13 protein-coding genes are annotated in these 16289 nt (G+C 50.1%); 11 read left to right on the top strand and 2 right to left on the bottom strand.

Annotated features, from left to right (window positions below; translation table 11 throughout):
- Nucleotides 1-6: 6 nt before the first annotated feature.
- From ACO0LK_RS24760 to ACO0LK_RS24730, 7 genes are all read left to right on the top strand, one after another.
- Nucleotides 7-2610: a zinc-dependent metalloprotease gene (locus tag ACO0LK_RS24760; protein ID WP_422979864.1), complete on the top strand. Its 2604-nt coding sequence runs from the start codon at nucleotides 7-9 to the stop codon at nucleotides 2608-2610.
- Nucleotides 2611-3074: 464 nt separating this feature from the next.
- Nucleotides 3075-3209 carry a hypothetical protein gene (locus ACO0LK_RS24755; RefSeq protein WP_422979862.1) on the top strand — a complete coding sequence of 45 codons (135 nt, stop codon included), beginning with the start codon at nucleotides 3075-3077 and terminating at the stop codon, nucleotides 3207-3209.
- A complete protein-coding gene (locus tag ACO0LK_RS24750; protein ID WP_422979860.1) occupies nucleotides 3206-5956 on the top strand; it encodes a TonB-dependent receptor in 2751 nt (916 codons plus the stop codon). The genes ACO0LK_RS24755 and ACO0LK_RS24750 overlap by 4 nt, the downstream gene beginning before the upstream one ends.
- A gap of 143 nt (nucleotides 5957-6099) precedes the next feature.
- Nucleotides 6100-8097 carry a S9 family peptidase gene (locus ACO0LK_RS24745; protein ID WP_422979859.1) on the top strand — a complete coding sequence of 666 codons (1998 nt, stop codon included), beginning with the start codon at nucleotides 6100-6102 and terminating at the stop codon, nucleotides 8095-8097.
- A gap of 149 nt (nucleotides 8098-8246) precedes the next feature.
- Complete coding sequence (gene ybaK / locus ACO0LK_RS24740) at nucleotides 8247-8738, top strand: Cys-tRNA(Pro) deacylase (RefSeq protein ID WP_422979857.1); 492 nt, start codon at nucleotides 8247-8249, stop codon at nucleotides 8736-8738.
- An 87-nt stretch (nucleotides 8739-8825) separates the two neighbouring features.
- A complete protein-coding gene (plsY, locus tag ACO0LK_RS24735) occupies nucleotides 8826-9443 on the top strand; it encodes a glycerol-3-phosphate 1-O-acyltransferase PlsY (RefSeq protein WP_422979855.1) in 618 nt (205 codons plus the stop codon).
- Nucleotides 9444-9541: 98 nt separating this feature from the next.
- Complete coding sequence (locus ACO0LK_RS24730; protein WP_422979853.1) at nucleotides 9542-10015, top strand: cache domain-containing protein; 474 nt, start codon at nucleotides 9542-9544, stop codon at nucleotides 10013-10015.
- A 39-nt stretch (nucleotides 10016-10054) separates the two neighbouring features.
- Here ACO0LK_RS24730 and tsaD read toward each other — a convergent pair whose 3' ends face one another.
- Complete coding sequence (gene tsaD, locus ACO0LK_RS24725; protein ID WP_422979851.1) at nucleotides 10055-11083, bottom strand: tRNA (adenosine(37)-N6)-threonylcarbamoyltransferase complex transferase subunit TsaD; 1029 nt, start codon at nucleotides 11081-11083, stop codon at nucleotides 10055-10057.
- A 190-nt stretch (nucleotides 11084-11273) separates the two neighbouring features.
- On the opposite strand from tsaD, the gene ACO0LK_RS24720 reads away from it, so the two are divergent.
- From ACO0LK_RS24720 to ACO0LK_RS24705, 4 genes are all read left to right on the top strand, one after another.
- Entirely contained in the window at nucleotides 11274-11909 is a 636-nt protein-coding gene (locus ACO0LK_RS24720; RefSeq protein ID WP_230412247.1) for an ANTAR domain-containing response regulator, read from the top strand.
- Between the two features lie 460 nt (nucleotides 11910-12369).
- Nucleotides 12370-13539 carry a CmpA/NrtA family ABC transporter substrate-binding protein gene (locus tag ACO0LK_RS24715; RefSeq protein WP_422979971.1) on the top strand — a complete coding sequence of 390 codons (1170 nt, stop codon included), beginning with the start codon at nucleotides 12370-12372 and terminating at the stop codon, nucleotides 13537-13539.
- A 9-nt stretch (nucleotides 13540-13548) separates the two neighbouring features.
- Nucleotides 13549-14451, top strand: a complete 903-nt coding sequence (gene ntrB / locus ACO0LK_RS24710) for a nitrate ABC transporter permease (protein WP_230412246.1) — start codon at nucleotides 13549-13551, stop codon at nucleotides 14449-14451.
- A gap of 2 nt (nucleotides 14452-14453) precedes the next feature.
- A complete protein-coding gene (locus ACO0LK_RS24705; protein ID WP_422979848.1) occupies nucleotides 14454-15266 on the top strand; it encodes an ABC transporter ATP-binding protein in 813 nt (270 codons plus the stop codon).
- Between the two features lie 66 nt (nucleotides 15267-15332).
- Here ACO0LK_RS24705 and ACO0LK_RS24700 read toward each other — a convergent pair whose 3' ends face one another.
- On the bottom strand, nucleotides 15333-16127 hold the full coding sequence (locus ACO0LK_RS24700) for a hypothetical protein (protein WP_422979846.1): 795 nt from the start codon (nucleotides 16125-16127) through the stop codon (nucleotides 15333-15335).
- Nucleotides 16128-16289: the final 162 nt, after the last annotated feature.

Here is a 16289-nt window from a genome sequence, read left to right as displayed (position 1 = left end):
AAGACCATGCTGCTTTTGTTATGTGCGCTTGGTAGTGCTGCATTTGCGCAAACGCCACCAGCACCAGTTGCCGGTGTTCCGGCTGCCAACGGTGCTGCCACGCCTGTGCCTGGTGCCGCTCCTGCTGCTGCGCCAACAGCAATGCGTCCGTTCAAAGATATCATTAAGGATGCCAAAGAGCTTAAAGGCTTTTTCAATCTGTATCAGAAAGACGACAAGGTATGGCTGGAAATTCGTCCTGAGCAATTCGACAAGCCTTTCCTGTTCACTTACAACATTCCGAACAGCATTGGTGAGCGCGGTCTGTATGGTAGCCAGATGGGTGGTGGGCATCAGGCGGTTTTCCATAAGATCGGTAACCAGGTGCAATTGCTGGCAAAAAATACTGATTATTACGCCGCTCCTGGTACACCACAGGCCCAGGCTGTGGCACAGGCGTTTTCTGACAGCCTGTTGGGTAGTGCGCCCGTGCTGAGTTCACCGCATGCAGAATCGAAAGGCATCCTGATCGATGCCAGTGCCTTGCTGTTCTCTGATATACCCGGCTATTCGACGCGTCTGGAATCGGCTTATCGTATGGCCTATGCAATAGACCGTACCAATACCAGCTTCAGCAAAGTCAACGTGGATGAATCATTGACAGGTTTCCTGGTGAATACGCATTTCTTCGTTCCAAGAATTGCTGCTGCGCCACTGGTGCCGACGCCAGTTCCCATGCCGACACCGCCAACAACGACACCAGATCCGCGCAGTTTCTTTGTCGGCTTTTACTATAACTTCGCGGCCCTGCCGAAAGAAGCAATGCGCCCACGTATGGCCGATGACCGTATCGGCCACTTCGTGACAACCAGCTTTGACTATACCGATGACATCAAACCCAAGACTTCACGTCATTTTGTGAACCGCTGGCGTCTGGAAAAGAAAGATCCATCGGCAGCCTTGTCTGAGCCGGTACAACCCATCGTGTACTGGTTGGATAAAAACGTTCCTGAGAAATACCGTAAATCGATTACCGAAGGCATCCTGGAATGGAACAAGGCGTTCGAGAAAATCGGTTTCAAGAACGCTGTGGTGGCCAAGCAGCAGGTAGAAAGTGACACCTTTGACACGATGGATGCGCGCCATGCTTCGGTTCGCTGGTTTGTCGGTGCCGATGTCGGCTTTGCGATTGGCCCTTCCCGTGTTGATGAACGCAGCGGCGAAATCCTGGATGCCGATATAGGCATGTCCGATGTATTTGCCCGTGGTGCGCGTCGCATGGTAGGTGAAGACACGGCTGGCCAGGTCGCCAGCCATCAGCACAGCGGTGATTGCGATTTCGCTCACGAAGCGGCAATGGAAATGGGCTTTGCCATGGAATTGCTGGAAGCACGTGGTGAAGTGGACATGGATAGTCCAAAAGCCGAAGCATTGGCACAAGCCTATGTCAAAGACGTCATCATGCATGAGGTTGGCCATACACTGGGCCTGCGTCACAACTTCCGTTCTTCCACCATCTATACATTGAAACAATTGCAGGACCCGGCCTTCACCAAGGCCAATGGCCTGGCAGGTTCTGTCATGGATTACATCCCCTTCAACCTGTCTACCAAAGGTGAGCCACAGGGCGAGTATGTGATGTCTTCACTTGGCCCGTATGATTACTGGGCGATTGAATATGCATACAAGTCGATAGAAGCCGATAAGGAAAAAGACGAACTGACACGTATTGCGTCACGTTCTACCGAGCCATTGCTGGCTTATGGTACAGATGAAGATTCCTCTGCTGCCCTGGTGTCTGACCCCGATGTTAACGTTTTCGATCTGGGTTCCGATCCTTTGACGTATATCCAGAAGCGCCTGACGATTTCCCGTGAGCTGTGGGACAAATTGCAGACCCGCCAATTGAAGGCCGGCGACAGCTATGAAAGTCTGCGTCGCAGTTTTGAGTATGGTTTCGGTCAATTTGCCCGTACCGTGCCGCTGGCGACCAAATATGTCGGTGGTACCACCTTCCTCAGGGACCATGCCGGAACTGGTCGCGCTACCTTCACGCCAGTGCCGGTAGAGCGTCAGCGTCAGGCTTTGAAACTGGTGTCGGACAGTTTGTTCACTGCGAAGAGCTTTGTGTTCACGCCAGAATTGCTGAGTCGTCTGGGTGTGGATCACTTCCAGCGTGCTAGCCGTAGCGATATCTCCATCTCGGCCCGCCTGCTGGGTTTGCAAACAGCGGCTCTGGATCAATTGATGTCGGACGTGGTTGCGCAGCGTATGCTGAATACGGCAGAAAAACTGCGTGACCCTAAGAAAGTGCTGTCCTTGCATGAACTGTACGGCAACCTGCAAGCCAGCATCTGGAGTGAATTGTCCAATGGTGCAGAAATAACATCTGCCCGTCGCAATTTGCAGCGCGAGCATCTGAAGCGTTTGTCGAATGCCCTGATCAAGCCAACTGCAACTGCCCCCGCAGATGCCCGCAGTTTGCAAAGGGAACAGGCTACGCAATTGCTGTCTGCCATTCGTGGCGCTGTCGGCAAGCCGATGAGCCCTGAGTCGCGTGCGCATTTGTCTGAAAGCTTGGCTACGCTGAATGAGGTCTTGAAAGCCTCATTAGTAAAAACAGGCGTCTAAGCTTTTGTAAGTCTGAGCCTGATTTTTCAGCTTGTTTTTGAAACCCGTGCTTCTGGCACGGGTTTTTTATTGGGCGTCGCAAACCGATCGGGTGAGGGGATTTTCACTAAAAATATAAACAATATTTCCATAACAAAATGTTTGATCAGCATTACTGAAAAGAAATGACTCGAAAATACAACATCCTAAATATATTTATAAAGTTATTTAAAGACTAATTTTTAAAAACTTAATTTTGGCAGAAATGAAAAATCCATAAGAAAAGTGCTTTTTGTTAAAAAATGAAAAACAATATTTCCAAATTTAACAAATCCTAGATTTCCTCTTCCGGGACGCAGCATTAAAAACCCTGCAAGTAACATTCTGTAACGGCTCATAATCAAATTTCTCTCGATGGTCGTGGTGCTTTTGCAAGTGAAAATACCAGACGTGTTTGATGCAAACGGTTTTTGAAGGAGGACTGTTTGCTACCGGATGGTGTGTCATGGATGGGTATGGAAGGGACAGATGTTGATACCTGCATCCATGGCGGCAACGACGATACAGAAAAGAGAAACGCGCTTGCATTGAAAAAATTAAAACAGAAAGGTAATTCATGAAGCTGAGTCGTCTCACATTCGCACTATCCAGCATAGGTCTGTTCTCTATCGCTACCGGCGTATTGGCACAGGTAACCACCACACAAGAGGACGAAAAGAAGGTAGAAAAAGTCCAGAAAGTGGAAGTGACTGGTTCAAAAATCAAGCGCATCAATTACGAAACAGCATCACCGGTGCAAGTGATCACCCGTGATGAAATCGTACGTGGTGGCGCTACATCTCTGTCGGAAGTGCTTAAAACCATTTCTGCCAACCAGGGTGGTATTGATGAAAACCGTACCAATGGTTTTACCGCTGGTGCATCCGGTCTGAACTTGCGTGGTATCGGTAGCCAGGCAACACTGGTACTGATCAACGGGCGCCGTCTGGCCGCTTACGCACAACCAGAATATCAAACTACCTTCGTGGATTTGAATTCAGTTCCGGTAGGGGCGGTTGACCGCATCGAGGTCTTGAAGGACGGTGCGTCAGCGATTTACGGTTCTGAGGCGATGGCGGGTGTGGTCAACATTATTTTGCGCGACAATTTTGTCGGCGCTGAAATCAGCGGTTCGATCTCGCAGTCCCAAAAAAATGATGGTGAACAAGTCCGCACTACCCTGAGCTATGGTTTTGGTAGCCTGGTTGAAGATCACTACAATGTGTATGCCACATTGGATATCCGTCAGCGCAAACCCATGTTCATCAGCAAGCGCGATGATTACCTGAGCACAGAAGATCTGCGTCCTTACGGTTATAAAGACAACCGTTCCCTGTACACGTTTCCTGGCAATATTTACTGGACTGACAAGGCCACCGGCAAGTTCGTTTCCCGTAGCCTGGACAAGAATTGCCCTGCCAATAGCCTGGTTCCTGCCGATACCTTCTTCGGTGCCGGCACGCTGGGAACCGCCTGCGTATTCGATGACCTGAAAGATGCATCGGTGAACTCTGGCGGCAAGACAGACCGTGTGGGTTTAATTAGCCGTGGTACGTGGCAAATCAATGCCGATACGAGTGCATTTGCCGAAATCATGTACAACCAGAACAAAGCGATCGTCACCGGTTTGCCACACTGGTTTGCTGGCCAAAATGGTTTGGATACCGGTGCTTTGCCGATTACCCATCCACAATATCCTAAAGAGTTGATCGATCCGGTTACCGGCAAGACACTGGCGGGCGGTAACGGCACCGTGCGTGTGCGCGCATCCCTGAAAGATTTTCCTGGGCAAGGCTTGGAAAACACTACCGATTTCGGTCGTTATCTGGCAGGCCTGAAAGGCAACTATTCAAACTGGGATTGGGAGTCCGCGCTGATGTATAACACCAGCAAGGTCGAATCCAAGGCCACTGCCGGCCTCTTGTCAGTGCCCTTTATTGCCGCCTACAACAGCGGTACTTTCCTGTTTGGCAGCTCTGCACAAAATGCTGACCTGTACAAAAAAATTGTGACTGATTCTTCGGACAATTTTAAATCTGGCATGTATATGTGGGATGCCAAAGTCTCGGGCGAATTGATGCAGTTGCCAGCCGGCCCTTTATCCATCGCTATTGGTGCTGAAGCACGTCGGGAAACCCTGGAAGTCAATCCTTCGCAATTGTCCATTGATGGCGCTTTGTACCACAGGGCACAATCGCAACCGGGTTATACGCGTGGCCGTAATATCGCATCCACCTACGCTGAATTGTCGGTACCTATTTTCAAGACCCTGGAAGGCCAGATTGCCGGACGTTATGACCGTTATTCCGACTATGGTAATTCGACGACACCAAAAGTGGGTTTGAAATGGAATCTCCATCCGACACTGCTGGTACGTGGTACGTATGCAACCGGTTTCCGTGCGCCGACGCTGGTAGAAAACTCCACCCAGATTCTGAAGGCTTTCCTGTCTTATCGTGATCCTGAACGTTGCAACGATAAATTCAAGAATGGTTGCCAATGGAGTAGCTCCTATGAAAGCGGTTCCAACCCGAATCTGAAGCCAGAAACGGCAGACAGTTTCACCCTGGGTCTGGTGTGGGAACCAGCCACGTGGTTGAATGCCAGTCTGGATTTCTGGCAGATCAAACGCAAGGATGAAATTTCTACATTTGATCTGACCACGGTATTGGCTAATCCCGGTCGTTACGCCGGTAATCCGGCGGCAGTCATTACGCGTGATCCTTTGAGTGCAGCCGACAAGGCCGCTGGTGCGACTGCGGGTGAAATCACCAACCTCAGGTTGTTGCTGACTAACGTGGCAACCACTCAGGTGCGTGGTTTGGATATGGATGTTAACGCCAATTTCAATCTGGGCGAATATGGACGTATCAATCCTAACCTCAGGGTCACTTACAACCATTCGTATAAGTCTGCACCTTCTCCAGAAGCAGAAGCCATTGAATATGCTGGCTCCCGTAATCAGCCGCGGGTACAGGCAACAGCAGGCATAACATGGGAAAAAGCCGCATGGAAGGCATCTCTGGATGCCGTGCATATCGGTCATATGTCGTCGAATGCCGACTTCACCCAGCCATGCGTATTTGAAACCCAGGGTTATGCAAATCTGTGCAAGGACATTCCATCCTTTACCACTTTCAACCTGGGTGGCAGCTATTCTGGCCTGATGAAGAATCTGAAGTTGAGCTTTGCCATCAGAAACGTGCTGGACCGCATGCCTCCGTTTGCACCAAGCGCCACGTCTACACAAGCCATTGCTGCCATCACCAGCCTGCATGATGTAGTGGGGCGTTACTTCCAGATCACAGTGGATTACAAATTCAAGTAATTCCATGAGCTGATCAGTGCCGGAATCTCAGGTTAGTACATACTGAATTCCGGCATTTTTTTATCAGCCAGTTTTCTGATGCATGGTGATATAGAGACATAAAAAAGAGTAACAAGAACAGATTCTTCTGAGGGAGATAAATAGTGAAGAAACAATTTTTCAGGACTGTAATAGCCGGTATGTTATCGGTGGCTGCGGTAGTGAGCCTGCCAGCGAGCGCAGACAAATCCATACCGGTGGCAGATTTTTTTAAAAAAGCACAATTCAGCGGTCGCCCGGTCTTGTCACCTGATGGCCAGAGCATGGCAGTACTGACGCCACGCAATGGCCGTTTCGTGCTGGCCATCATCAGCCTTGATTCGCGCCAGCCCAAAGTGATTGCTGCGGATGCAGAATATGACATCATTGCTCCGCGCTGGGTAAATGACAAACGCCTGGTATTTAGTGTGAGTCGAGGCAGCGATGTTGTCTTGGAAGATAATGATGGTGGTGGCTTGTTCGCCGTCAATAGTGATGGCTCCGCTTTCCGAAAACTGGTGCCGACCAGAAAAGAAGCACGTGGTGGCAATATCGCTTACAAACCGCTTTCCGTGTTGGCACGCGTTTTGGATGGCAGCAATGACTTGATTGTTGTCAACAACCACCGCGGCAGGGATGCTCAATTAGGGGCTTCGGATGTATTGCGCCTTGATACTGTCACGGGCCGGACCAGGTTGCTGACCTTTGATAATCCCGGTAAGGTTAGTGAATGGCTACTTGACCATAACAATGTGATACGAGTTGCAGTGTCCAACGGTGTCGATCCTGATAATAAGCGTATCAAACAGGTGGTGTATTACCGTGATGCCGAGAGCGATCCGTGGAAAGCCATTCATGTGGCTTATTGGGATGAGGGCAAGGAATTGCAACCACTGGGCTTTGATTTTGACAATAAGACTCTGCTGGTGGCAGGCCGCTTCAATGGCCGTGACAAAACGGCCGTATATATATGGGACTTCGCCAAAAAAACCGTGGGTGAGATGGTGGCAGATCATCCTGATGTAGACGTATCAAATTTGGCATTAGACGGCCTCCGTAAAAAGATCATTGGTGTCAGCGTAGACGGCATGTTGCCAGAAATGATCCACTTCGATGACGACTATGCCAAACTGGATGCAACTTTGCGGGCAAGTTTTCCCGGGCAAGAGGTTTCCTTTCAGTGGAGTGGGAAAAATGTCGTGGTGACGGTGCGTGGTGACAACAATGCTGGTTCCGTTTACTTTTATGACACTGAGAAAAAAGTGCTGGAACTTGTGTACGTCGCCAAGCCTGAATTTGAAGGCAAGAAATTATCAGCGCAGAAAGTCATCAATTACACAGCACGCGACGGATTGAATATTCCGGCTTACCTGACCCTGCCCGAAGGAATGCCAGCGAAAAACCTGCCTCTGGTGGCATATGTTCATGGTGGGCCGCATGCCCGTGATCACCATGGCTATGACCCCATTACGCAAATGCTGGCATCGCGCGGCTATGCAGTTTTGCAGCCGCAATTTCGCATGTCGACCGGCTTTGGCTGGAAACATCATACCGCTGGCTGGAAGCAATGGGGCCTGTCCATGCAGGATGACGTGACGGATGGTGTGGAAAATCTGGTCAAACAGGGTATCGTTGACAAGAATCGTGTCTGTATCATCGGTGCCAGCTATGGTGGTTATGCCACCATGTACGGTTTGGTGAAAGACCCTGACCTGTATAAGTGCGGTATCAACTGGGTCGGTGTGACCGATGTCAAAATGCTGTTCACGGTTAACTGGTCAGATATGTCGGGCCCCGTCATGGACAATATAGGCGCGAAAATGCATGGTGACCCTAAGACCGACGATGCCTATTTCCATAAAGTGTCAGCGATAGAAAATGCCAGCAAGATCAAGGCACCGGTCTTGATGGCCTATGGCAGTGAAGACGTCAGGGTTCCGCTGATCCATGGTGAAAAAATGCGCGACAAGCTGCTGGCGCAAGGTAATACGGTGGAATGGATGGTATTCACCGGTGAGGGCCATGGCTGGGCGAAAGAGAGCAACAACATCAAATGGGGCGAAGCTGTCCTGCGTTTTATAGACAAATATATTGGCGACAATTCTCCCGCAGCCAAAAAATAAAAAGGCCGGTATTAAAATCAATAACCGACAGCTTTGTCTGTCGGTTTTTTTATTCCTCGGGAATTGGGGCGCAAATTATGCAAGTTGGCCATCGAACGCTATAATTTGCACCAGCATATTTCACCAATCCTGTTTTTGAGAGTGTAATTTTGGCCAAGAAAGAACATGTTTCAGTCACCCAGGCAACCCAGTTTTTGCGCAGACACAAGGCGGAATTCTCTGAGCATCCATATGCCTATGAAGAGCATGGCGGCACAGCGGTGTCTGCGCGCGAGCTGGGGGTAGACGAACACGCTGTCGTGAAAACCCTGGTAATGCAGGATGAAGCTGCCAAACCTTTAATCGTACTCATGCATGGCGACAGGAAGGTGTCAACCAAAAATCTGGCAAGGCAGATAGGCTGCAAATCGGTAGAGCCCTGCAAGCCAGAGAATGCACAAAAGCATTCTGGCTATCTGGTTGGTGGTACTTCACCCTTCGGCACTAAAAAGGCCATGCCTGTGTATGTAGAGCGCAGCATACTGGCTTTGACAAAGATTTATATCAATGGCGGCCAGCGCGGTTACCTGGTCGGTATTGCACCGGGTTTGCTGGAAAGCTTGCTTCAAGCCCGTCCGGTCGATTGCGCCCTGGAAGAGTAATCAGCCTGGGTACCGGTTTTTACCAGATGCACTGGCTGCTGGCATATACTTGCGGGGAATTTTTCTCCATGAAGAATAAGGAATAAGATGAATACAATACTGGCAGCCATTGCCGCCTACCTGATCGGCTCATTGTCGTTTGCTGTGGTTGTCAGCAAATTGTTTGGCCTGGCGGACCCGCGCACGTATGGGTCAAAAAACCCCGGTGCAACCAATGTTTTACGCAGTGGTAACAAGGCAGCAGCAGTGCTGACCTTGCTGGGGGATGCGGTCAAGGGCTGGCTGGCAGTCTGGCTGGCCAGCACGTATGCAAGCCAGTTTGGACTGGATGATGGCAGCGTTGCACTGGTGGCGATCGCGGTATTTCTGGGCCATTTATGGCCGGTGTTTTTCAAGTTTGTCGGCGGCAAAGGCGTGGCAACTGCCGCTGGTGTCCTGATCGGTATTAATATCTGGTTGGGTGTGGCGACACTGGCTACCTGGATGATTGTGGCATTCGCCTTCCGTTATTCTTCCCTGGCTGCCTTGATCGCGGCCATCTTCGCACCTCTGTATTACGGCTTCCTGTTTGGCCCTGATGTCAAATTACTGGCTGTTTTTGTGATGAGCGGTTTGCTGATTTATCGCCACAGCCAGAACATCGCGAATTTAATGAATGGTAAGGAAAGCCGTTTAGGAAGCAAGAAAGAAAGTGTTAAAAAGTAAGTAATTTGGCAAATAGTGCTAGATTTTTTTCAGGTTGTTAATTATGCTGAATTTTACAATATAGAAATTAATGCCGATTTAATGCCAAGGAGCTGGAAATGATTGCGAGTGCATACCGTTTGCGGTTCCTGAATTTTCTCCTGTTCAGCTTTGTACTGATAGTAATGAACTTGCCGGTACATGCTGCGGAACATGGTACCGCCAACGAAGCAAAAGCCATGGTACAGAAAGCGATTGATGCCATGAAAAAAAATGGTATTGAAGCCACCATTGCTGAAATCAACAAACGCGATGGCCAGTATCAGGACAGGGATTTATACGTAGTCGTGTACGACGTGAAGGGTAAAAATGTCGCGCATTTGAACCCCAAGATGGTAGGTAAGGACATGATAGACCTGACCGACGTCGACGGTAAATTTTTTATCCGCGAACGGCTGGAAATGGTCAAGGCCAAGGGCAAGGGCTGGCAAGACTATAAATTTGTCAATCCAACCACCAAGCAGATCGAGCCCAAATCCATGTATGTGGAAAAATTTGAAGGCGTGATAGTCGGTTGCGGTATCTACAAATAAGAGTTGCCCGGGCCAAGTCTGACCCGGCTGAGCCACCAGTCAGGCTTCCAGTAATTCTTGCAAAGGCCAGCGTGGCCGCACATTGAAACCATATTCCCGTGTTGCCAGCGCGGGATTTTTTTTGAGCCGCATGGCTCCGGCAAAGGCAATCATCGCACCATTATCGGTGCAGAATTCCAGTTCAGGGTAGTAGACCTGAAAGCGACGTTTCTGCGCGGCGGCATTCAGGGATGCGCGCAATTGCTGGTTGGCACCGACACCGCCAGCTATCACCAGGCGCTTCAAACCGCTCTCGCGTATGGCCGTCACGCATTTAGCTGTTAACACATCCACAATGGCATCGACAAAGCCACGGGCGATATTGGCTTTGTCCTGTTCGCAAATATTCGCAGGATGGTTTTTGACTACGGTCAGAACGGCCGTTTTCAAACCTGAAAAACTGAAATTCAAATCTTTGGAATGCAGCATCGGGCGCGGGAATTTATAGGCAGCAGGATCACCAAATTCTGCCATGCGTGAAATGGCGGGGCCGCCAGGGTAAGACAGCCCCAGCAATTTGGCAGACTTGTCAAAGGCTTCGCCGGCAGCATCGTCCAGTGTTTCCCCCAGTAATTGATAGCGGCCCACACCGTCAACCCGCATCAATTGGGTATGTCCACCTGACACCAGCAAGGCAATGAAAGGAAATTCTGGTGGTTTGCTGGCCAGCAAGGGCGACAGCAAATGGCCTTCCAGGTGATGTACGCCCAATACCGGTTTGTCCAGCGCCAGGCCCAGTCCACAGGCGACAGAAGCACCTACCAGCAAGGCACCAGCCAGACCAGGCCCCTGGGTGTAGGCAATCGCATCGATCTGCTGTTTTTCCAGGCCGGATTTGCTCAATACTTCCGTCAGCAAGGGCAGGGCGCGCCGGATGTGGTCGCGCGACGCCAGTTCTGGCACGACACCGCCGTACTCCTGATGCATGGCGATTTGTGAATGCAGAGCATGGGCAAGCAGACCCTGTTCAGTGTCGTACAGGGCCAGGCCGGTTTCATCGCAGGAAGATTCAACTCCAAGAACTATCATGTTAATTTCTAAATTGCGCAGAGCACAGCCTTGTCCGAACTGCCGGGAGTGGGCCGGTGAATGACAGGAAATGATGCTTTTACTTAAATAATGTGGCGGATTGGTGCGAATCTTGCTAAAGAACGCATACCGAGATTATATCTGCCATGGCCTATCTATGCGCACCAAACAGAATAGTGTTAATGCGACAATGTCTGTTTCACCCAGCTTGCGTATCGTGGTGGTGAATACGGTCATACAGACCGAGGATGAGTTGCATGAAGACGCGCAGGCGCAACTGGCGCGTTCGCGCGCCCTGCGTATAGGGCTGCTGCAGGCAGGGTATAACATCATTGCCGTGATTCCCGGTGATATGTATATGAGTGAACGGGTAGCGCAATTGCAGCCGGACATGATCATCATTGATGCCGAATCTGATTCGCGTGATGTTCTTGAACATATGGTCATGGTGACCCGTGACGCCCCTCGCCCCATCGTATTATTTACTGAGGACGGCAATCAGTCGAACATGGCCGCCGCCATGGAAGCCGGTGTGTCGGCCTACGTCGTCGCCGGCTTGCAGTCGGACCGTATCAAGCCTGTGCTGGATGTGGCTATGGCTCGCTTTAACGCGGACCAGAAGTTGCGCAGCGAATTGTCAGATACCAAGGCCAAGCTGGTTGAACGCAAGACCATAGAGCGTGCCAAGGGTTTGTTGATGGAAAGGCATCAGTTGTCGGAAAACGAGGCTTATCAAAGAATGCGCAAGCAAGCCATGGAAAAGAATCTGAAGCTGGTTGATCTGGCACAACGCATGCTGGATGTCGCCGATTTGCTTGGTGGCTAGGAAATGTCTCCTTCATGCGGAATATAGGGTGCAGGGGATTGGAGTCCAAGTTTGTGCGTGTAATTGGTGCGCTGCGTCATTCCGGTGCGAAATAAGGTCTTGGCCTTGTTGGCTTTGTATCGTTAGAGCCGTCTCATAAGACAAATCCACTGAATCAGGTCTGGCACGGCAATTGCTAAAGAAAGAGAAAGTGCTAACGCTGGCGCTAAACAATAAATGAGACTGACTAACGGCGGTCACCTCATTAGACAAAGGTGTCTTTCTACTGGTTTTTACCACGTGGAATGACACCTTTTTTCGTTGCAGAAAAACTTTCTCAGGCTGGAGTGCAGACATGTCGAATCAGGAATCGAACAAGAAATCTCTCATCATTGATATCAACAAGCAGGAAGATCATGAACCGAATTTCAAACGTCGCAGTTTATTGCAAAGCGCTGCATTGGCAACGGGAGCTGGCATCATGGGTCTGAGTACAGGTGGTGTCTGGGCCGCAGGGTCAGACAAGCCAGAAAAAGAAGAAGTGCATATCGGCTTTATTCCACTGACGGATTGCGCATCGGTGGTGATGGCCTCTGTCCTGGGTTTCGACAAAAAATACGGCATCAAGATTATCCCCACCAAAGAATCTTCCTGGGCCAGCGTGCGCGACAAGCTGGTGAATGGTGAACTTGATGCCGCCCATGTCTTGTATGGCTTGCTGTATGGCGTGCAACTGGGTGTGGGGGGCAACAAGAAAGACATGTCGGTGTTGATGACATTGAATAATAATGGTCAGGCGATCACGCTATCCAAAAAACTGGCTGAAAAGGGTGCGGTAGATGGTGCGGGTCTGGCCAAGCTCATGCAGACCGACAAGCGCGAATATACTTTTGCACAGACTTTCCCTACCGGCACTCATGCCATGTGGCTGTACTACTGGCTGGCAGCACATGGCATCAACCCGATGAAAGATGCCAAGGTCATTACCGTGCCACCACCACAGATGGTCGCCAATATGCGTGTCGGTAATATGGACGGGTATTGCGTGGGTGAACCCTGGAACCACAGGGCGATTGCAGATGGTATCGGCATCACTGCAGCAACAACGCAGGATATCTGGAAAGACCATCCGGAAAAAGTATTGGGTACTACCTCCGAATTCGTACAGAAATATCCGAACACGGCGCGCGCCATGGTTGCTGCGATACTCGAAGCCAGTCGCTGGATTGATGCTTCGCTGTCCAACAAGAGCAAGATGGCCGAAACCATCGCTGACAAGTCTTATGTCAATACTTCAGTCGATGTCATCAACCAGCGTATTTTGGGCCGCTATCAAAATGGTCTGGGTAAGACCTGGGATGATCCTAACTACATGAAATTCTTCAATGACGGTGCGGTGAACTTCCCTTATCTGTCTGATGGTATGTGGTTCCTGACGCAACATAAACGCTGGGGTTTGCTGAAGACAGATCCTGATTATCTGGCGGTTGCCAAAGCAGTCAATCGCATTGACGTGTACAAGGATGGCGCGGCCATGGCCAAAGTATCTGTTCCCAAAGACGTCATGCGCAGCAGCAAGTTCATGGATGGTACGGTCTGGGATGGTAAAAATCCGGCTGCCTATGCAGCCTCCTTCAAAATCAAGGCTTAAGGAGTCGCAATGAATACCTTGGTACATGGCGCAATGCAAGAGCCGGCTGTGGAAAAAACCGAATCGGCAGTCGTCGAACTAAAACCGGCAAAGGTGAAACCAGTGAAAAATCCAACTGCAAAGAAGCAGCGTTCATTTCGCCCATTCTTTCTGAGTGTACTGCCGCCGCTATTCGGCATAGGCATGCTGATACTGATCTGGGAAATTATCGCGGTCAAGAACAGTGCATTTCCTTCGCCCTGGGTGACCTTGCAGGAAGCCATCAATATATTCTCAGATCCTTTTTATCAAAAAGGACCCAATGACCAGGGCATAGGCTGGAATATCTATGCCTCCCTGAAACGGGTGGCTGTGGGCTTTGGATTGGCGGCGGCTGTAGGTATTCCAATGGGTTTTCTGATTGGACGTTTCAAGTTTTTGTCAGGCATGTTCAATCCCATCATCAGCCTGCTGAAGCCGGTATCGCCGCTGGCCTGGTTGCCGATCGGTTTGCTGGTATTCAAGTCTGCCCATCCGGCAGCGATCTGGTCAATTTTTATCTGCTCGATCTGGCCCATGATCATCAATACCGCAATCGGTGTGCAGCGTGTGCCGCAAGACTATATGAACGTGGCCAGGGTACTCAACTTGTCTGAATGGAAAATCGTCACCAAGATTTTACTGCCGTCTGTATTGCCTTATATGCTGACGGGTGTGCGCCTGGCGATAGGCACGGCCTGGCTGGTCATCGTCGCCGCAGAAATGCTGACTGGTGGTGTCGGTATCGGTTTCTGGGTCTGGGATGAATGGAATAACCTGAATGTACCGCACATCATTATCGCCATCGTGGTGATCGGTTTGGTGGGCTTGATACTTGAACAAATCCTGGTGGCAATTGCACGCGCCTTTACTTATGAAGATGTGGGGACATGATCATGAACGAAATCGATAGCAAGTACATCGCAGTCAGCCAGGTTGAAATGGTATTCCATACCCGCAAAGGTAATTTTCATGCCCTGCGTGATATTAATCTGAATGTCGCCAAGGGTGAATTCATTACCCTTATCGGTCACTCCGGCTGCGGCAAGTCAACTTTACTGAACCTGATCGCCGGTTTAACCAATGCCACTTCAGGTACACTGATTTGCGCTAACCGCGAAATTTCCGGCCCGTCGCCGGAACGCGGCGTGGTGTTTCAAAATCACTCCTTGTTGCCGTGGCTGACCTGTTATGAAAATGTGTTTTTGGCAGTGGAACGTGTATTTGGTGCGACAGAAAATAATACCAAATTACAGAAACGCACCATGCAGGCCTTGTCGCTGGTTGGGCTGACGCATGCAGAAAAAAAACGTCCGAATGAAATTTCTGGCGGCATGAAACAGCGCGTTGGTATTGCCCGCGCGCTGGCGATAGAGCCGAAAGTCTTGCTCATGGATGAACCCTTCGGTGCGCTGGATGCGCTGACGCGTGCCCACTTGCAGGATGAGCTCTTGAAGATCGTCGCCAAGACCCAATCGACCGTGGTGATGGTGACACATGATGTGGATGAGGCCGTGCTGCTGTCAGATCGCATTGTCATGCTGACGAATGGCCCGGCAGCGACCATCGGCGAGATTTTGAAAGTGGATCTGGAAAGACCGCGTGACCGCGTTGCACTGGCACAAAATCCCAAGTATGCAGAATACAGAACAGAAGTGCTGGAATTTTTATATCACCGTCAATCGCACCCCGCGCACGAGGCTGCGTGATCTTAATGCCATCGCAATACAGTATGCCGGATTTGGTCTGGCATACTGTAATTGGCAATCAGTGATTCAGGACCTGCCTGGTAGCGATAAAAGTAAAGTCAGCAGAGCGTCATAGCGCTTCAGATGTGCACTGGTCGTGAATGGCAAGATGTCAAAAATTGGAAAAGGTTCTTCTGTACCCCAGCCAATTTCACCGGCATGATCAACCGGCCAATCTTCCAAATGGGTATGCCCTTCGTAAAGTGCGGAACTTTTAAGTACCAGTCCATCATTAATTTCCGTATTTGATTGTTCAAGCAGAGTGGCCAGCGGGTAAAAAAGCGAAGGCGTGCCCTGCTTGGCATTGCCGGCGATATTGTAATAACGAACTCCTTCGGCATCAGATGTAGTGGCATTAAATTTTTTTGCAGCTGCAGTCGTCAGGTCTTTCAATGCACCCGCCTGGTTTTTGATGAATTCTGGAATGGCCTGTGTCAGAGCATTTGGTATGTGATTACACACGGCGTCTGCAACGGGGGAGCCCTTATGCGGTGTTCCTATCGTGACAAGCGCCGTGACCCTGGCTGCCACATCTGGCATGCGGGCAAGGGCATAACGCGCATCCAAGCCTCCCATGCTATGTGCTATGACATCAATGCGCCCTGGTGGTTGTAGGCTAATGACCTTGGCCAATGTTTCTGCACGTTCGGCAATGGAGCCGATGGGAGATACTTGCGGTTCTAAAACCTGGTCCACACGTTTCTTCAAATGCCTGGCAACGCCATTGAAATAGGCAATGGGGGAATCGATTGGTAAAGGAAGGCCAAAATAATGACCAAATCCAAGAACACCATGAGCAAGAATGATTGTGTGTGTAGGCATGTCCGTGTCCTGTCGTTGTTATGAAGTACTGAAACTACTAGGGGCTGTTAACATTCAATAAATCCAAAGGTAAGCAAATACAAGATTGATGAAGGAAAGGAAGTTTCTATCCAATTTTTCATACCGTGTTGCAAGCCTGCGGAATTGCTTTATGCGATTGAA

Source organism: Undibacterium sp. Ji49W (assembly GCF_049340205.1).
In the GTDB taxonomy this organism is placed as follows: Bacteria; Pseudomonadota; Gammaproteobacteria; order Burkholderiales; family Burkholderiaceae_D; genus Undibacterium.
Note: the sequence above shows the minus strand (reverse complement) of the source record. Positions and strands in the feature narration are given on the sequence as shown.